This is a genomic window from Paraburkholderia sp. OAS925 (genome assembly GCF_040543975.1).
Lineage (GTDB): Bacteria > Pseudomonadota > Gammaproteobacteria > Burkholderiales > Burkholderiaceae > Paraburkholderia > Paraburkholderia graminis.
In genome coordinates this window covers 1,776,158-1,794,421 of the sequence record NZ_JBEUNO010000002.1, presented here as the reverse complement: position 1 = coordinate 1,794,421, position 18,264 = coordinate 1,776,158, and the positions used below count along the sequence as shown (strand labels likewise).

Here is an 18,264-nt window from a genome sequence, read left to right as displayed (position 1 = left end):
CGCGCCGTGCGACAGGATCTTGTCATGTCACGCTTGACGGACCACGACCACAACCGCGGCGTGGCGCCGTTGCGGGAGCAGCCATGACGGCGCGTACGTCTTTGGCGCGTGCGCCGTTTGTCGCGGTGGCTGGGCTGTCCGCGCGCATGCTTGCGCAGTCCGCCGCGCGCGCGGGCCTGCGCGTCGTCGCGCTCGATATATTCGGTGACCGCGACACGCGCGAGGCGTCGGAGCTGTGGTTCGACATCGGCGGCGGCCCGTTGTCGATCGACGTCGCGCGGCTCACGGACGCGCTCGCCCGCAGCGCGCGCTTGCCGGGCCTGATCGGCTGGATCGACGGAAGCGGGCTCGAGCCGCTTATCGCGCAGTTGTGCAGCACGCCGGGTCTGCCGCGCTTCATCGGCAATTCCGTCGACGCCAGCGCTCAGGTGCGCGATCCGCGGCGTTTTTTTGCGCTGCTCGACGAGCTGGAGATTCCGCATCCGCAGGTTGCGTTCACACGACCTCGGGAGGCGTACGGCTGGTTGATGAAACGCGCGGATGGCTGCGGCGGGACGCATGTGGAGCCGCTTGCGGCGGTTGCGGCGCGCGACCCGCTCACCCACGACACTCCGCCGCAAGCCTACTTCCAGCGCCAAAGCCGCGGCCGCCCGATGTCGGCGCTCTTCGTCGCCGCGCGCGGCAGCGCTCGCGTGATCGGCTTCGCGCAACAACTCACGTGCAGGATGGGCACGCTGCCCTTCGTGCATGCCGGCTCCATCGGTCCGATCGGCTTGCCGCCGGCCGTCGAAATGCGGGTGCGCGCGGCGATCGCCGCACTGTGCGCCCGAGTCGGACTCGTCGGCATCAACAGTTGCGACTTTTTGCTCGACGGCGAGTCGTTCGAAGTGCTCGAGATCAACACGCGTCCGTCGTCGACGATGACGCTCTACGAAACCGCGTCGCCCGAAGCCTGGCCGCGCGGCCTGCTCGCCTGTCATATCGACGCGTGCCGCCTCGGCCGCCTGCCCGCCGAGCCCGCGCGCGCGGCCTGCTGCGCCGGCCAGCAGGTGCTGTTCGCGCCGCATCCGTTCACGGCGTCCGAGGCATTCAGCGACGCCTGCCTGCGCGATCCACGCTGCCGCGACGTGCCGATGCCCGGCACGCGGCTCGAAGCCGGCCAGCCGGTCTGCACGCTGCTCGTGCGCGCAGCGTCCGTGGACGCGGTTCGGCACGCGCTCGACGCGCAGCACACGCTGGTTCTTGAACGAATCGAAACCTGCCATGAGCCCTTCCATGAGCCCGACCGTGCCATCCTCCACTGCCACACCTGACGATAACCGTCCACCGCTGGCAGCCGCGCTGGCAGCCGCGCTCAGCGTGAACGCGCTCAGCGAACGCCTCGTCGCGCGTCTCGTCGACGACGCGCCGCGCTTTGGCGCCGCCGTCAGCCGCACGGAGAACGGCACCGTGCTGGTCGACGCGGGCGTGGCCGCGCCGGGCAGCGTCGCGGCGGGCGTGCTGATCGCGCGCATCTGCATGGGGGGCCTCGGCCATGTGACCGTGCGCGAGAGCCTGGACGCAAGGCCGCTGTGGCCGAGCACGATCGAAGTGCGCACCTCGTGGCCCGTGCTCGCCTGCCTCGGCAGCCAATACGCGGGATGGAGCCTCGCCGCCACCAAGGAGCAGACCGGCGGCAAGAAGTTCTTCTCGCTGGGCTCGGGCCCGGCGCGCGCGCTTGCCGTCAAGGAACCGCTCTTCGCGGAACTCGGCTATCGCGACCATCACGACCGGGGCGCGCTGGTGCTGGAAGTGGACCGTCTGCCGCCTCAGGTGATCATCGACAAGGTGCTCGCCGACTGCGGTCTCGCGCCCGAGCGGCTCACGCTTGTCACCACGCCGACACACTCTGTCGCGGGAACGGTGCAGGTGGTGGCGCGCGTCGTCGAAGTTGCGCTGCACAAGACGCACGTGCTCGGCGTCGCGCTGGATGAAGTGGTCGAAGCCGGCGGCTCCGCGCCGTTGCCGCCGCCCGCGCCCGACGGCGTTCAGGCGATGGGCCGCACCAACGACGCAATCCTCTACGGCGGCCGGGTGCATCTCACGGTCAGGCACGATGCGGTGGCAAAACGGCTCGCCGCCGAGTTGCCCGCGTCGAACTCGCGCGATCACGGCCGCCCGTTCGCGGACATCTTCACGTCGTTTAACTACGACTTCTATCAGATCGATCCCGCGCTGTTCGCTCCCGCCGAGGTGTGGGTCAGCAGCCTGGAAAGCGGCGCGACGTATCACGGCGGCAGCGTCGGCGCGGACCTGCTGCACGCTCAATGGAGCGGCAAGCCATGAGCTTGCCCTTGCCGCTCGCATGCCCCAAAGCGGACGAAAAGGCCGAAAAGGACGACGGCGGCACGAACACGTCAGCCGCGCCGGCCCCGCTGCGCATCGCGATCATGACCGACGAAACCGGCTGGCACACCGGACGCCTGAAAAAAGCGTTTCGCGCGCGCGGCGCCGAGGCGCGCTGCGTCGACCTCGCCGACTGCCGGATCGATACGACATGGCAACCGCACGGGCTCGTGCTGCCCGGCTTCGGCCATACGCTGCCCGATGCGGTGTTCGTGCGCGGCATCGCCGGCGGCACGTTCGAGCAGGTCACGCTGCGGCTCGGCATCCTGCACGCGCTGCGCGAATCGGGCGTGCCGGTCTATAACGATGCGCGTGCGATCGAACGCAGCGTCGACAAATCGATGACGAGCTTCCTGCTGCATCGCCACGGCGTGGCGACGCCCGCGACGTGGGCGGGCGAATCGGCGGCGTTCGCGCAGCGCGTGCTGATGCGCGAGGCCGCGGCGGGCCGCCAGGTCGTGCTCAAGCCGCTGTTCGGCTCGCAGGGTCATGGGCTCAAGCGGCTCGGCGCGCGCCGCGCGGGCGTCTGCGCTGCTCGCGCCGCTGCCTTCGCTGAAACCTTATAGCCAGGTCGCGTATCTGCAGCGTTATATCGACGGCGGACGGGCCGGCTTCGACTGGCGCGTGCTGGTGATCGGCGCGCGCGCGGTGGCGGCGATGCGCCGCACCGGCGGAAAGGGATGGATTCATAACTTCGCGCAGGGCGCGACGTGCGAGCCCGCCGAGCTTGACGCGCCGCTCGCGCAAACCGCCGTGCGCGCCGCCGAGGCGCTCGGGCTCGACTATGCGGGCGTCGATCTGATTCCCGATCCGCACGACGCCGCCCGGCCGCTCGTACTCGAAGTGAACGGCGTGGCGGCGTGGCGCGGCCTGCAATCGGTGACGCCGATCGATATTGCGGCTGCGCTCGTCGACGATCTGCTGTTTCGCAAGCTGCCGGCGCAGCGCAGCACGTCCGCGCTTGCCGAAACCGGCGACGCGGCCGTGGTGGCGCTGCATGGGCGTCATGGTTGAGCCGGAATCCGGTCGCGCCGACGAGCCAGGCGGCTCGACGGGCCGCTGGTTGAATCCGGACGCTCATCGCGATGCCGACACCACGGCGCATGAGCGCATGCGCGCTGCCTTCTTGACCGCCTGCCGCCTCGACGTCGACACGCCGAAGCCCGGCAACGTCAGCGTGGACAGCGAAGGACACGGCATGAGCGCGGCGCAGTTCCTCGCGAGCGCCGACGCCGCCGCCGACGCGCTGCTCGCGCGCGGTGCGCCGGTCGGCCAGCGCCTGCTCGACGCGGTGACGCGCACGCGCGCGGCCGTCGGCTGCAATACGAATCTCGGCATTCTGCTGCTGGTTGCGCCGCTCGCGGCGGCGCTCGAACAGACTGCGCATCCGCTGTCGGCGCCCGCATGGCAAGCCGCGACCGAACGCGTGCTCGCGCGGCTCGACATTAACGACGCGCGCCTCGCGTACCGTGCGATCGCGCTGGCAAATCCCGGCGGTCTCGGCGACGCGCCTGAGCAATCGGTGCACGACGCGCCGACGGTCGGCCTGCGCGACGCGATGGCGCTCGCCGCCGCGCGCGACAGCATCGCGCGTCAGTATGCGGAAGGCTTTCGCGACATCTTCGAAACAGGGCTTGGCGCTTTGCGGGAAGTTTATGGCGAGCAAGCGCTGAACGCGGCGCGTGAGGTCACGCTCGCCGCCACCCTAAACCTATTCCTCACCTTCCTCAGCACGTGGCCCGACTCGCACATTGTGCGTAAGCACGGCGCGGCCGTGGCGCAGAGTGTCACGCTTGCGGCACGCGAACGGCATGCGCAATGGCGAAGCACGCTCGCGCAAGCCCGCCTCGGCGCGACCGGCGCATCGCTCGAAACACTCGAAGCGCCCTCTGCATTCGACCCACTGCGCGCATGGGACGCCGAACTCAAAGCCGCCGCCATCAACCCCGGCACGAGCGCGGACCTGACCGTGGCGACGCTCTTCGTTGCCCTTTGTCTCGACGACGAGAACAACACGAGCCGCACTCACAGCGCACCATAAGCGCCAACCCGCCACGCTCTGGCACGGAACCTGTTAGTGAATGCCATCGTGCATCAACCGCCGCCGGGCGTTCGCGGACCAGGAGCGTCGCGGGCGGCGTGTCAGTCAGTCGGCAAGTCCCCCATTCCACTCATCGGAGGAACAGCATGGCCAAGATCAATCGCGTCCTGATAGGAGAGTCGCTCGTCGGCGACGGCAACGAGGTCGCACACATCGACTTGCTGATGGGACCGCGAGGTTCCGCTGCGGAAACCGCATTCTGCAATGCGCTCACCAACAATAAGGATGGCTTCACATCGCTGCTCGCGGTCGTCGCGCCGAATCTGCTAGCCAAGCCGAACACGATCCTCTTCAACAAGGTGACGATCAAGGGCGCGAAGCAGGCCGTGCAGATGTTCGGGCCAGCGCAGCATGCGGTGGCGCTCGCCGTCGCGGACAGCGTCGAGGACGGCACGATCCCGGCCGACGAAGCCGACGACCTGTTCCTGTGCGTCGGCGTGTTCATTCACTGGCAGGCGGAGGACGACAAGAAAATTCAGGAGTACAACTATAAGGCCACGCGCGAGGCGATCCAGCGCGCGGTGAGAGGCGAACCGACTGCTGCCGAAGTGGTACAGAAGAAGAGCAGCGTCGCCCATCCGTTTGCACCCAACTGATCGATGGCTCGGGTCCGCGCGCACGCCGCCGCACAGCGCTGCCGCGCGGACCTTCGCAGTGCGCCACGGTGCAATTGCTTTGAAGAGGCATGAGATGACCCTACGATGTCGCGCGCTGGCGGCGTGTGCCTGCATCGCGCTCGCCGCACCGCTCGCCTGGGCGGACGGCGATGCGCCCAAAGCGGCTGGCCCGGCGGGAGGCTACAACTACCCGACGACAGGCCGCGTCGAATACGTGCTCGCGTGCATGGACGACAACGGACACGATTTCGCCAACGTCTACAAATGCTCGTGCGTGATCGACAGAATGGCGACCGCGCTGCCCTACGACGAGTTCGTCGATCAATCCACGTTTTCCCGATACGCGTCGCTGGGCGGCGAAGGCGGCGCGGAGTTTCGCGTCGACCACGCGAAGGCTCAGACGAAGAAATTCCGCGCGCTGCAGGCCGACGCTTATCGTAGCTGCGGGCTCGGCACCGACAAGACGGCGGCTTCGAAGTAGAAGAATCGCGGGCACGCGGCCCGCACTATGTTCGCCACAGTGTGCGCTACCGAACCGGCCATGCCATTGCATGCGGTTCGGCCGCGCGTCACGTCAATTCGGAATCAGCCCTTGACCTAGCGACGCATAATCCGCGAGACCGCCTTGCGCAGCCGCCGGCTTCGGCATGTCGCTGCGCTGCCGTTCGATCTGCACGCCGACCGCCGCGACGTCGTCGAATTTGGCCGGCTTGGCGAGCGCCACGCGTACCCAGTGCGCGCCGAAATCGTTGATGAGCAGGCGCGCCACCGCTTCGGCGAGCGCCTCCAGCAGACGCACGCCGTGCGATTCCAGCAGCGCATGCAACGCCGCGCGCACCGCCGCATAGTTGATGGTGTCCTCGATACGATCGGTCGCGCACGCGCGCAGCGCCGGTACGCCGATCGCCAGATTCATGCGCACGGGTTGCGGCACGTGCAGTTCGCTGCTGTCGATTCCTATAATGGTCTGACCGATAAAGTTTTCGATGAACACGACGTCCATGCGGCCCGCCGGCGGCGCTTCGGAAGGCGCGCCCCACGGCGCGCTCGCGCGTGGCGCGGCGGTGTCGGCGGTCGAGGCGGCGATTGGGAAGCTCGCGAGGCGAGCGATGTCGATACGGTCCATGGTGTACTCCGCCGCCTAGCGGCAACAAGTTAAATGATGCAACCCGGGTAAACGCAAGTAGTACAGGATGAGCCGCGCGCGCAGCACGGTGCGGCGTGCATTGATTAAAAGCAAAAAGCGGGCGCAGCCTGTACTATTGATGCGACTTCGTATTGAACACGAACGACATCGGGCGTACAGTTTTAAGCCAACGCCTGACAACGGTCGCAGGCAGCACCAGTAGCAGCATCCATAGCAGCACCCGTAACAGGCGAATTACTCACTGCGCATACGGACCCAGAAGCCGCGGCGCGAGGGGATGACATTATCGATAAAGCGGTACACGTAGACGCGCAACGCGAAGTCCGGGCGAGCAGCAATACGCAGGGCAACGCAGGGCGCGCATGAATGTGCCGCAACGGAGACGAACCCCATGTCGTTGCTCGCTGACAGCTCCATGCACGTCCGTGAAATTCTCAACGTCGTCAATCATCAGTTGGCGACGCGGCCGACGAGCGAGCCCGTCGCTCAATCGTGGGCACGCTGCGTCAATGAATTCCAGCTCGATCCTTCCCGTTTCGTCACGCCGCCCATCCTGACGGAGTACGAACTAAGCTCGCGCCGCGAGGCGATGGGCGATCTGATCGCGTGTTCGAAGCTGGAAATGACCACGCTCTATCAGCAGTTGGCCGACCCCGAACTCGCGGTCGTGCTGGTCGACGCGGGCGGCGTGATCGTGCATCAGGTCTCGTCGGTGCCGTTTGCAGAAGCCGTCGCTTCGGACGGCTTTCGCGTCGGCGCGCTGTGGAGCGAGCGCGAAGCGGGCACCAACGGAATGGGCACGTGTCTCGCCGAGCGCGATTGCATCGCGGTGTGCCAGCACGAACATTTCTATCCGCGCTATACGTCGCTCACCTGCTCCGCCGCGCCGATCTTCGACGACAGCGGCGAGATCGCCGGCGTGCTCGACGTGACAAGCCGCTCCAAACTGTTGCAGCAACACTCGCTGGTGCTCGTCGGCATGTCGCGGCAGATGATCGAAAACCGTCTGATCGACGCGCGCTACCGGCACGCGAACATGATCCACTTTCATAGCCGGCCGGAATTCGTCGGCACGCTGCACGGCGGCAAGCTCGCGGTCGCGGACGACAGCACCGTGCTCGCCGCAAACCGCAGCGCGCTTTTCCAGCTCGGCTTCCGCTCGCTTGGCGAATTGCGCGGACGGCGTATCGAAGAGGCGTTCAATGCATCGCTCGAGGACATGATCGCACGCAGCATTCGCGGCTCGTTCCATCCGGTCACCGTGTACAGCGCGAACGCGACCAATCGTTTCTTCCTGATCGCACAGGCCGCGCAAAACGCCTCGGGCCGCGGCGCGCGCGTCGCGGTGGCGGGTCCGGCATCTGCATCGACATCGGCATCGGCGCCGCGCGCGAGCGCCTCGGACAAGCGGCCGCCGCCCGCACGGCTCGACGAGATCGCGCACCTGGAATTCGGCGACCCGCGCATGGCCTCGCAGATTCAGCTCGGCGCGCGCGTCGTGCAACGCAAGATCCCGATCATCCTCAGAGGACAAACCGGAACCGGCAAGGAAGTCTTCGCGCAGGCGCTGCACAGCATCAGCCCGCATTCGTCGGGGCCGTTCGTGCCGGTGAATTGCGCGTCGCTGCCGGAGAACCTGATCGAAAGCGAACTGTTCGGCTATCGGGCCGGCGCGTTCACCGGCGCTCAGCGCGAAGGACGGCGCGGCAAGATCGTGCAGGCCAATGGCGGCACACTCTTTCTGGACGAAATCGGCGACATGCCGCTCGCACTGCAGGCGCGGCTTCTGCGCGTGATCGAAGAACACGAGGTCACGCCGCTCGGCGCCGAGACCACCGTGAAGGTCAATTTCCAGTTGATCAGCGCGAGTCACCGCAATCTGCTCGAACTCGTGCACAGCGGGCAATTCCGCGAGGATCTGTATTACCGGCTCAAAGGCGTCGAGCTGAATCTGCCGCCGCTCGCGGAGCGAGTCGACAAGCTCCCGCTGATTCATCATCTGCTCGCGGCCGAGACCGACGACGATCCGCCGGAGCTGACGAGGGAAGCCGAGCAGGCGTTGCTGAGCTATGCATGGCCCGGCAACATCCGTCAGTTGCGTCACGTATTGCAAATGGCGATTGCGTTATGCGACGGACAACCGATCCGCTGCGAGGATTTGCCCGTCGAAGTCACGCAGCGCGAACCGGAGGTGGCGTCGCCCGCCGCGCCACAGGCGGTGCAGCCCGCCCCGCATGCAGACGACGACCCGGACCTTTCCGCGCTGAACGCGATTCAGTTGAACGAACGCGAGACGGTTCTTGCAATGCTCGAGGAAAACCGCTGGAACGTGAGCAACGTCGCCAAGGCGCTCGGCATCAGCCGCAATACGCTGTACCGGAAGATGCGGCGCCTGCAGATCCGTCTGTCGCACGACGGCTCGGGCAACGACGGCCTGGAAGCCGACGACGCGGCCGACGAAATCACCTCCGATGCGGCCGCACCCGAAGGCTCGCCGGGCGATGCCGCGCATCGCGCCCATGACGCATGAGTCAGGCGCCGGCTCGTCATCTCGCGGACTTCAAGCCCGATGCGCGCTTTGCGTGGTGCGTGACCGGCTCGGGCCATCTGCTCGAGGAGTCGATCGAGCTCGCGCTCGCCTTGCCGCGCACCGACCTCTTTCTCTCGGCCGCCGCCGAGGAAGTGCTGCCGCTCTACGGCTGGAAGCTGCCGCGACTGCGTGAGCGCTTCAACGTGTTCCGCGACAAGAGCGCGAGCGGCGTGCCGGTTGGCATGCTGTATCACGGCATGTATCACACTGTGATCATTGCGCCGGCCACCAGCAACACGGTGGCCAAGTGCGCGTTCGGCATCTCCGATACGCTGCCGACCAACATGTACGCTCAGGCGGGCAAGCAGTGCATTCCGGGCATCGTCTTTGCATGCGATACCGAGCCGACCGTGGTCACGCAAAGCCCTAACGAATGGGTCGAACTGCGGCCGCGGGCGATCGAGCTCGACAATGTGGAGCGCCTGTCGCGCTTCGAATATACGACGGTGGTGCGCTCGCTGGATGAGTTGAAGGCCGCGCTGGATCAACGGGTCGCGATGCTCGATCTTGCATGAAAGCACTCTCACGCTAAAAACCTGCCCGGCGGCCCGGCGCGTACTGATATGGAACACATCCTCTTCCTGACAGGCCGGCTCGCCGAAAAGAGCCTCGTGCGCGTGCTCGAAAGCATGGCGCCGACGCCGTTCAGTTGGGAAATCCGCGAAATCGGTTTGCAGGTTGCGGCGCTGATGACGGCCGACATGATCCGCCGACGCGTGCCCGCGCCGCTCGCCGCGCAACGCGTGATCGTGCCGGGGCGCTGCCGTGGCGATCTCGCCGCGCTGAGCGAACACTACGGCGTGCCGTTCGAGCGCGGACCGGAAGAAGTGAAAGACCTGCCGCAATTCTTCGGCCGCGAGGCGAAACCCGTCGACCTGTCGCGCTACGAGACCGAGATTTTCGCGGAGATCGTCGATGCGCCGCGCCTCGATCTCGACGGCATCGCCGCGCGCGCACGCGACTACGCGGCGCAGGGGGCGGATGTGATCGACATCGGCTGTCTGCCGGAAACGCCGTTTCCGCATCTCGAGGATGCGGTGCGCCGTTTGAAAGCCGAAGGCTATCGGGTGAGCGTCGATTCGATGCGCACCGACGAATTGCTGCGCGGCGGCCGGGCGGGCGCGGACTATCTGATGAGCCTGAACCTCGATACACTATGGATCGCCGACGAAGTGCCGTCCACACCGATCCTCGTCGCGCGCGATCCGGGCGACCCTGCTTCGCTCGACGCAGCCATCGAACTTTTAGCCGCGCGCGGCCGCGCGTTTCTCGCCGATCCGATTCTCGATCCAATTCCGTTCGGTCTCGCGACGTCGATTGCACGCTATGTCAGGCTGCGCGAACGCTATCCGGACGTGGCCATCATGATGGGCATCGGCAACGTAACGGAGTTGACCGAAGCGGACACGAGCGGCATCAACGCGGTACTGCTCGGCATGGCCGCGGAGCTTCGCGTGAGGGCCGTGCTCACGACGTCCGTCAGCCTGCACGCGCGGCGCGCGGTGCGCGAAGCGGACGTCGCGCGCCGCGTGATGCACGCCGCACGCGAGGCGCACATGCTGCCCAAGGGCATCAACGGCGATCTCGCGACCGTTCACGCAAAGCGCCCTTTCCCCTATAGCGCGGCGGAAATCGACGAATTCGCGCGCGATGTTCGCGATCCTAACTTTCGTGTGCAGGTCAGCGACGAAGGCATCCACGTCTATAACCGGGACGGTCATCTCAAAGCCGGCGACCCGTTCGCGCTCTATCCCGACCTGCACCTCGAAGCCGACGGCGGCCACGCGTTCTATATGGGCGTACAGTTGGCGCGCGCCGAGATTGCGTGGCGTCTCGGCAAGCGCTTCGATCAGGACCAGCCGCTCGATTGGGGTTGCGCCGTCGAACGGCCGGAACAGGATCTGTCGGCATGGTGCGCGCCTGGCGAGACGATGAAAAAACGCTGACGCCATTCGGTTCGATTTCTCCCAAACCGAACAGCCGCCCGAGTTTTTCAGCGCACTTCCGCCAAAGCCCTTTCGTCCGATTCGCTCACTTGCGCAAGTTCGCCGCGCATGTCGCTGATCGCCCGCGCATAGTCGTCCGCGCCGAACACCGCCGAACCGGCCACGAACACATCGGCGCCCGCCGCCGCAATCTGCGCGATGTTCGACGCCTTTACCCCGCCATCCACTTCGATCAGCAACGGACGACCCGTGCGCTGCATCGTGGCGTCGACCCGTTCACGCAGCATGCGCAACTTCGCGAGCGTCTCGGGTATGAACGCCTGGCCACCGAAGCCGGGATTCACCGACATCACGAGCACCACGTCGAGCCGTTCGATCACATGATCGAGCACCGCGAGCGGCGTGGCCGGATTCAGCGCGAGTCCGACGCGCGCGCCCTGCGTCTTGATGAGCTCGATCGTCCGGTGCACATGCAGCGACGCTTCCGGATGAAAACTGATCGTGTTCGCGCCCGCTTCCGCAAAGGCGATGACGAGCGGATCGACCGGCATGGTCATCAGATGCACGTCGATCGGCACGCGCGTATGCGGCCGGATCGCCGAACACACGAGCGGCCCGACCGTCAGATTCGGCACGTAATGGTTGTCCATTACGTCGAGATGAACCCAGTCCGCGCCGGCCACGGTGACGTCGCGAATCTCGTCGGCGAGACGCGCAAAATCGGCGGACAGCAGCGAAGGAGCAATCAGAAAATCACGCATGATGTCTCCTTGCGTTCAGTGATAACGGCGCGCCATTGCCTCGAGCGGCAACGGCTTGATGCGCGGCGCCTGCCCCGCGCAACCGAACGCCTCGAAGCGCTCGACGCAAATGCCGCGCGCCGCCGCCGTCGCCGCCTTCAACGCGGCCCGCGGATCGAATTCGCCGCGCGCATTCGCCATCGACTTGCGCATCGCGCCGCTCATCGCGAGCCGGATGTCGGTGTCGATATTCACCTTGCGCACACCGTGCGCAATGCCGCGCTGAATTTCCTCGACGGGCACGCCATACGTCGTCGGAATCTCGCCGCCATATTCGCGGATCACCGCAAGCCATTCCTGCGGCACCGACGACGACCCATGCATCACGAGATGCGTATTCGGAATGCGCTCGTGTATCTGCACGATGCGGTCGATCGCGAGAATATCGCCGGTGGGCTGGCGGCTGAATTTATACGCGCCGTGCGATGTGCCGATCGCGATGGCGAGCGCATCGACGCCGGTTGCATCGACGAAAATTTGCGCTTCGCTCGGATCGGTCAGCAGAGCGTCGCGCGTGAGCTGGCCTTGCGCGCCGACGCCGTCTTCCTCGCCGGCCGTGCCCGTTTCGAGCGAACCTAAGCAACCCAGTTCGCCTTCAACGGAAACGCCGACCGCGTGCGCCGCTTCTACTACACGACGGCTCACGTCGACGTTGTAGTCATAGGCGGCGGGCGTTTTCTGATCGGGCAGCAGCGAGCCGTCCATCATCACCGATGTAAAGCCCGAGCGGATTGCCTGCTGACACACGGCCGGACTCGCGCCGTGATCCTGATGCAGCACGAGCGGAATGTCGGGATGCGCTTCGAGCGCGGCGAGCACCAGATGACGCAGATACGGCTCGCCCGCATACTTGCGCGCGCCAGCCGACGCTTGCAGGATCACCGGGCTCGCGGTTTCCTCCGCGGCCTGCATGATCGCGTGAATCTGCTCCATGTTGTTGACGTTGAACGCGGGCACGCCGTAGCCGTGTTCGGCCGCGTGATCCAGTAGTTGACGCAGTGCGATGAAGGCCATTGCAAACTCCTCGGGAACGAATCATTGGATTCTGTTGTGCCGCTCGTGCGAAGCGAAGCGCTGCACGACGCGGCGCGCTTCGTCGGCCACGGCTTGCGCGGTCAGCGCGAAATGTTCGAACAGCGCGGCAGCGGGCGCGGATTCGCCGAAGCTGTCGATACCCACGACGCCGCCTTCGAGCCCCACGTACTGCCGCCAGAACGCGCGCACGCCCGCTTCGACGGCGACGCGCGGCACGCCCGGCGGCAGCACCGCTTCGCGCCATGCATCCGGCTGCCGGTCGAATACGCTGGTCGACGGCATCGACACGACGCGTGCGGCGATGCCCGTTTCGGCGAGCAGCGCGAGCGAATCGAGCGCGAGCGATACTTCGGAACCCGTAGCAATTAGCACGACGCGCGCTTGTGCATTAGCCTCCGGCCAATCGCGCAACACATAACCGCCTCGCTCGATTGCGTCGATCTGTTCGCTGTCGCGCGCGACGAACGGAAGGTTCTGCCGGCTCAGCAGCAGGCACGTCGGCCCATTGCGTTCGATCGCGCTGGCCCACGCGCGCGCGGTTTCGACCGTATCGCACGGTCGCCAGACGTCGAGCCCCGGAATCAGCCGCAAGCTCGCCGCGTGCTCGACCGACTGATGCGTCGGCCCGTCTTCGCCAAGACCAATCGAATCGTGTGTGAACACGAAGATCGAGCGCGTCTTCATCAACGCGGCCATGCGCAGCGCGTTGCGCGAGTAGTCGGAAAATGTGAGGAACGTGCCGCCGAACGCAATCTGCCCGCGATGCAGCGCGATACCGTTGATCACCGCGCTCATGCCGAACTCGCGCACGCCGTAGTGCAGATAGTTGCCGCCGCGCAGGCCGCCTTCGTCCGCGTGGATGTCCACCGCCGCCTGCCAGTTGGTCAGATTCGAGCCTGTCAGATCCGCCGAGCCGCCGAGCAATTCCGGCAGCGCGCGAGCCAGCACGGCAATGGTCTGCTGCGAAGCCTTGCGCGTCGCGATGGTTTGCGCCGCGCTGTCGGCGTCGCGCAGCATCGCGCGAACGGCATCGTGCCAATGCGCGGGCAGCCTGCCTTGCGTCCTGCGCTCGAATTCGGCGGCTTCATGCGGATAGTGATTGCGATACGCTTCGAAGCGGCGTCTCCAGTCGGCTTCGGCCGCCTCGCCGCGAGCGCGCGCATCCCACTGCGAGCGAGCCTCCTCGGGCACGACGAACGGCGGATATGGCCAGCCGAGCGCGCGCCGCGTATTCGCGACTTCGTCGGCGCCCAGCGGCGCGCCATGCACATCGTGCGTGCCCGCTTTGCCAGGCGAGCCTCTGCCGATCACCGTGCGGCAGCAGATCAGCGTGGGCCGGCCGGCTGCATGCGCGTCTTGCAGCGCGCGGTCGACCGCGTCCGCATCGTGACCGTCGACGTCGCGCACCACCTGCCAGCCGTATGCGGCAAAACGCGCGGGCGTGTCGTCGTTGAACCACTGCGCGACATGGCCGTCGATGGAGATACCGTTGTCGTCATAGAGCACCGTGAGCTTGTCGAGCTTCAGCGTGCCCGCAAGCGATGCCGCTTCGTGCGAAATGCCTTCCATGAGGCAGCCGTCGCCGGCGAATACATAGGTACGGTGATCGACAATCGTATGGCCGGGCCGGTTGAACTCGTGCGCGAGCAGCGCTTCCGCGAGCGCCATGCCGACCGCGTTGGCGAGGCCCTGGCCAAGCGGACCGGTGGTCGTCTCGACGCCGGGCGTCACGCCCACTTCGGGATGCCCCGGCGTTTTGCTGTGCAATTGACGAAAGCGTTTCAGTTCGTCTATCGGCAGATCGTAGCCGGTGAGATGCAGCAGCCCGTACAACAGCATCGAACCATGTCCGTTCGACAGCACGAAGCGGTCGCGGTCGGGCCACGCGGGATTGCGCGGATTGTGTTTCAGATGCCGGTCCCACAACGCAACGGCGATCTCGGCCATGCCGAGCGGCATGCCGGGGTGGCCCGACTTCGCCGCTTCGACGGCGTCGATGGCGAGCATGCGCAGCGCGTCGGCCATTAGGCGGGTTTCAGGTAATGCAAGCGATTCTGCGACGGCGCTCATCGAATGTCTCCTTGGAACAGCAAGCCGGTGTTTCGCGTCGGGTCTTTGCGGCGGGGCCGCGGCTACGGCTTACGCTCGCGAGCGCCGGTCGATCAGTTGCAGAATCATCGGCGTGAAGATCAGTTGCATGGCGAGGCCCATCTTGCCGCCCGGCACGACGATCACATTCGGCCGCGACATGAACGAGTCGTGCAACATGGTCAGCAGATACTGGAAGTCGATGCCTTTGGGCCGCGCGAAGCGGATCACGACAAAGCTCTCGTCGGGCTGCGGAATCTCGCGCGCAATGAACGGGTTCGACGTATCCACGGTCGGCACGCGCTGGAAATTGACATGCGTGCGGGAAAACTGCGGGCAGATGTAGTTCACGTAGTCGGGCATGCGCCGCAAGATCGTATCGACGACCGCTTCATGCGAGTAGCCGCGCATGGTCTGATCGCGATGCAGTTTCTGAATCCATTCGAGGTTGATGGTCGGCACCACGCCAATCAGCAGATCCGCATGCCGCGCGATGTCGATGTGGTCGGTCACCGCCGCGCCGTGCAGACCTTCGTAGAACATCAGGTCAGTGTCGGGCTGCACGTCTTCCCAAGGCGTGAACGTGCCGGCATCCTGCTTGTAGAGACGCGTCTCCGTTTCGTCGTGCACGTAATGACGAAACTTGCCGGTGCCGGTCTCTCCGTAGCTCGCGAAGAGCGCTTCGAGTTCTTCCAGCAGATTCGCTTGCGGTCCGAAGTGGCTGAAGTTCGGCACGCCGTCGCGCTCGTGCTGCTTCATTGCTTCGCGCATGCCGTTGCGGTCGTAGCGGTGAAACGCGTCGCCTTCCACGATCTGCGCGTTGATCTTTTCGCGCCTGAAAATATGGGCAAAGCTCTTCATCACGGTCGTCGTGCCGGCGCCGCTCGAACCGGTCACCGCGATGATCGGGTGTTTGATTGACATGCGCTTGTCTCCGGATAGTAGTGTTGTGTTCGGCCGCTCTGCGTCAGTGCGAGCCTGCATTGCGCGCAATCAGGCCGTGAAGCCCGGCAGAAACAGCGAGCGTCGGCCGAAGAGCGGCGACGTGAACGGCTGGTCCTCGCCACGGTCGTACTCGCCGTGATAGCGGCCAATGCGCTCGACTTCGTTGCGCGAGCCGAGAATCACGGGCACGCGGCCATGCAATGTGTGCGGCACGACGTCGAGAATGCGTTCGCGGCCTGTAATCGAAAGACCGCCCGCCTGCTCGACCAGAAAGCTCATCGGATTCGCTTCGTACAGAAGCCGCAGGCGCCCGTGCATGCCGGGCGTTTTCGAGTCGCGCGGATACATGAACACGCCGCCGCGCATCAGGATGCGATGCACTTCCGCGACCATCGAGGCGATCCAGCGCATGTTGAAGTCCTCGGTCCGGCAGCCGGTGCGTCCGTCCTTGCACTCCTGCACATAGCGGCGCACCGGCGGCTCCCAGAAGCGTTCGTTCGATGCGTTGATCGCGAACTCCGCCGTTTCCGCGGGAATGCGGATGTTCGAATGCGTGAGCACGAAATTGCCGATGTCGCGTTCGAGCGTGAAGCCATGCGTGCCGTTGCCGACCGACAGCACGAGCATGGTCGAGGGACCGTAGATCGCATAGCCCGCCGCGACCTGCTCGCGGCCCGGCCGCAGAAAAGCGGATTCGCCCACGGGTTCTTCGGCGTCGGCGGGACGATCGTCCACATGACGCAGCACCGAGAAGATCGACCCGACTACGCCGTTGATGTCGATGTTCGACGAGCCATCGAGCGGATCGAATGCGAGCAGATAGTCGCCGCGCGGATAGTGCTGCGGAATCGTGTAGACGCGCTCCATTTCTTCGGAGGCCATCGCCGCGAGGAGACCGTCCCACTCGCAGTGCTGCACGAAGACTTCGTTGGTGGCGACGTCGAGCTTCTTCTGTTCCTCGCCATGCGTGTTGACGCTGTGCGCCGAGCCGTAATGCCCGCCGAGCGCGCCCTTGGTGAGCATCGCCGAAATCGACTTGATGGCCGCGGCCACGTCGATCAGCAGCGCGGAAAGGCCCGCGTTTTGCGCGGTTCCCGCCGCGCAAGGCTGGCGGTCGAGCGTGTCGATCAGAAACTTCGAAAGGGTCGTGCGTCCGTCTTGCATGGCGATCTCCTGAGGTTGTTCTGTTTCAGCCTGGCGGCGCGGGGGCGGTGTGGTGCGCTTCGGGCGCATCCGGCGCGTCGGGCGTATCTGCGTTCGACGCATGGGCGGACGCTTCGGCGAACACGCGGCTCGCGCGAATGTCCTCGGCCGCGATCAGCGTCAATGCGGCTGCGTCGATTGGCGCGCCGCCGTCGATCGCTCTCGCGAAAAGACGATTGGCCTGGCGCAGCCGCGAGCGGTCGAGCGCATTGCGCACCGAGCGCGCATTGGCAAAATTCGGCTGACGCGTGCGCAATGCGAGGTAGTCCGCGAAAGCGCGCCGCGAATCCGTGTCGAAGCGGTAATGCATCGTCGCGAGCATGCGCTCGGCAATGTCGAGCAATTCCGCGTCGCCGTAATCGGGAAACGTGATGTGATGCGCGATGCGCGAGCGAAAACCCGGATTGCTCTCGAAGAACACTTCCATCCGCGACGCGTAACCGGCGAGGATCACGACGAGATCGTCGCGCTGGTTTTCCATCGTTTGCAGCAGGATTTCTATCGCTTCCTGACCGTAGTCGCGTTCGTTCTCGGGACGGTACAGGTAATACGCTTCGTCAATGAACAGCACGCCGCCCATCGCGCGCTTCAGCACATCGCGCGTTTTTGGCGCGGTGTGGCCAATGTACTGGCCGACCAGATCGTCGCGCGTGACCGACACCAGATGATTGCGGCGAATGTAGCCGAGCCGGTGCAAGACTTCGGCCATGCGCAGTGCAACCGTGGTTTTGCCCGTGCCCGGATTGCCCGAGAAACACATGTGCAGCGTCGGCGCGCCGCTCGCGAGACCGAGCGATTCGCGCGCACGCTCGACCAGCAGATGCGCGGCAATCTCGCGGATGCGCGTCTTGACCGGCACGAGCCCGACGAGATCGCGGTCGAGTTCCGCGAGCACGTCGCCGATGCCCGAGTCGCGATACAGCGCGGCGAGATCGATATGGGGCGGCAGCGCGAGGTTCATGTGTCAATGCTCCGTGCCGTAGCGTTCGCCCGAAGGCCGGTCGCTCGCATAGCCCGCAAGGCCGTAGTGTTGCAAACGTCCTGGCCCGTCCTGACGCGTCAGACGGAAACCCGGCTCATGATCGGGACGATTGACGATGAACGACAGGCGCATCGTCTCGAAGCCGCGCACCGAATCGAACGCATTGACCTTGATGTAATGATCGGGCCTTGCCGCGCGGCACGCTTTTACTTCCTGCAGCACGCCGGCTGCATCGTGCAGGTCGAACATCGGGAGACCCCACATTTCCCAATACGTATTGCGCGGATGCGGGTCGTCGGTGAATTCGACGGAACAGGCCCAGCCCTGGCTCAATGCATAGTCGATCTGCAGACCGATTTCCTCGTCGGTCAATTCCGGCAGGAAGGAGAACGTGCCCTGTGTAATACGCATGACGTACCTCGCGA

At 65.6% G+C, this 18,264-nt stretch carries 16 protein-coding genes and 1 pseudogene; 9 read left to right on the top strand and 8 right to left on the bottom strand.

Features of this window, described 5'->3' with window-relative positions:
• The first annotated feature begins 83 nt into the window (after positions 1-83).
• From ABIE53_RS26840 to ABIE53_RS26815, 6 genes and pseudogenes are all read left to right on the top strand, one after another.
• A complete protein-coding gene (locus ABIE53_RS26840; RefSeq protein WP_192699227.1) occupies positions 84-1,313 on the top strand; it encodes an ATP-grasp domain-containing protein in 1,230 nt (409 codons plus the stop codon).
• Positions 1,276-2,325: a methenyltetrahydromethanopterin cyclohydrolase gene (mch, locus tag ABIE53_RS26835; protein WP_192699228.1), complete on the top strand. Its 1,050-nt coding sequence runs from the start codon at positions 1,276-1,278 to the stop codon at positions 2,323-2,325. The genes ABIE53_RS26840 and mch overlap by 38 nt, the downstream gene beginning before the upstream one ends.
• A pseudogene (locus ABIE53_RS26830) lies at positions 2,322-3,399 on the top strand (ATP-grasp domain-containing protein). Before mch ends, ABIE53_RS26830 begins: the two are co-directional and overlap by 4 nt.
• Positions 3,383-4,426, top strand: coding sequence for a triphosphoribosyl-dephospho-CoA synthase (locus tag ABIE53_RS26825; RefSeq protein ID WP_006046605.1), 1,044 nt, complete (start codon positions 3,383-3,385; stop codon positions 4,424-4,426). Before ABIE53_RS26830 ends, ABIE53_RS26825 begins: the two are co-directional and overlap by 17 nt.
• Before the next feature lie 146 nt (positions 4,427-4,572).
• On the top strand, positions 4,573-5,082 hold the full coding sequence (fae, locus tag ABIE53_RS26820; RefSeq protein WP_006046604.1) for a formaldehyde-activating enzyme: 510 nt from the start codon (positions 4,573-4,575) through the stop codon (positions 5,080-5,082).
• A 94-nt stretch (positions 5,083-5,176) separates the two neighbouring features.
• Positions 5,177-5,584 (top strand): hypothetical protein, encoded by a 408-nt coding sequence (locus ABIE53_RS26815; RefSeq protein ID WP_006046603.1) that lies wholly within the window; start codon positions 5,177-5,179, stop codon positions 5,582-5,584.
• A gap of 93 nt (positions 5,585-5,677) precedes the next feature.
• Here the strand turns inward: ABIE53_RS26815 and ABIE53_RS26810 are convergent, their stop codons facing one another.
• On the bottom strand, positions 5,678-6,229 hold the full coding sequence (locus ABIE53_RS26810) for a dihydroneopterin aldolase (RefSeq protein WP_006046602.1): 552 nt from the start codon (positions 6,227-6,229) through the stop codon (positions 5,678-5,680).
• Positions 6,230-6,641: 412 nt separating this feature from the next.
• Here ABIE53_RS26810 and ABIE53_RS26805 point away from each other — a divergent pair, with 412 nt between their 5' ends.
• Genes ABIE53_RS26805 through ABIE53_RS26795 form a run of 3 tightly spaced genes read left to right on the top strand, consistent with a single transcriptional unit; the run spans position 6,642 to position 10,786 of the window.
• Positions 6,642-8,780 (top strand): sigma-54-dependent Fis family transcriptional regulator, encoded by a 2,139-nt coding sequence (locus tag ABIE53_RS26805; protein ID WP_192699229.1) that lies wholly within the window; start codon positions 6,642-6,644, stop codon positions 8,778-8,780.
• Positions 8,777-9,355, top strand: a complete 579-nt coding sequence (locus ABIE53_RS26800; RefSeq protein WP_006046600.1) for a flavoprotein — start codon at positions 8,777-8,779, stop codon at positions 9,353-9,355. The genes ABIE53_RS26805 and ABIE53_RS26800 overlap by 4 nt, the downstream gene beginning before the upstream one ends.
• Before the next feature lie 48 nt (positions 9,356-9,403).
• Positions 9,404-10,786, top strand: a complete 1,383-nt coding sequence (locus ABIE53_RS26795) for a DUF6513 domain-containing protein (protein ID WP_006046598.1) — start codon at positions 9,404-9,406, stop codon at positions 10,784-10,786.
• Between the two features lie 47 nt (positions 10,787-10,833).
• Here ABIE53_RS26795 and rpe read toward each other — a convergent pair whose 3' ends face one another.
• The 7 genes from rpe to ABIE53_RS26760 form a co-directional block, all read right to left on the bottom strand.
• A complete protein-coding gene (gene rpe, locus ABIE53_RS26790; RefSeq protein WP_006046597.1) occupies positions 10,834-11,547 on the bottom strand; it encodes a ribulose-phosphate 3-epimerase in 714 nt (237 codons plus the stop codon).
• A 15-nt stretch (positions 11,548-11,562) separates the two neighbouring features.
• Entirely contained in the window at positions 11,563-12,600 is a 1,038-nt protein-coding gene (fba, locus tag ABIE53_RS26785) for a class II fructose-bisphosphate aldolase (protein ID WP_006046596.1), read from the bottom strand.
• 21 nt (positions 12,601-12,621) lie between these two features.
• The gene (gene tkt, locus ABIE53_RS26780; protein WP_006046595.1) at positions 12,622-14,691 is read right to left on the bottom strand and encodes a transketolase; all 2,070 of its coding nucleotides are present in this window, start codon (positions 14,689-14,691) and stop codon (positions 12,622-12,624) included.
• Between the two features lie 69 nt (positions 14,692-14,760).
• On the bottom strand, positions 14,761-15,633 hold the full coding sequence (locus tag ABIE53_RS26775) for a phosphoribulokinase (RefSeq protein WP_006046594.1): 873 nt from the start codon (positions 15,631-15,633) through the stop codon (positions 14,761-14,763).
• 69 nt (positions 15,634-15,702) lie between these two features.
• Positions 15,703-16,818 carry a class 1 fructose-bisphosphatase gene (locus ABIE53_RS26770; RefSeq protein ID WP_006046593.1) on the bottom strand — a complete coding sequence of 372 codons (1,116 nt, stop codon included), beginning with the start codon at positions 16,816-16,818 and terminating at the stop codon, positions 15,703-15,705.
• 25 nt (positions 16,819-16,843) lie between these two features.
• Positions 16,844-17,818, bottom strand: coding sequence for a CbbX protein (cbbX, locus tag ABIE53_RS26765; RefSeq protein ID WP_006046592.1), 975 nt, complete (start codon positions 17,816-17,818; stop codon positions 16,844-16,846).
• Between the two features lie 3 nt (positions 17,819-17,821).
• On the bottom strand, positions 17,822-18,250 hold the full coding sequence (locus ABIE53_RS26760; RefSeq protein ID WP_006046591.1) for a ribulose bisphosphate carboxylase small subunit: 429 nt from the start codon (positions 18,248-18,250) through the stop codon (positions 17,822-17,824).
• Positions 18,251-18,264: the final 14 nt, after the last annotated feature.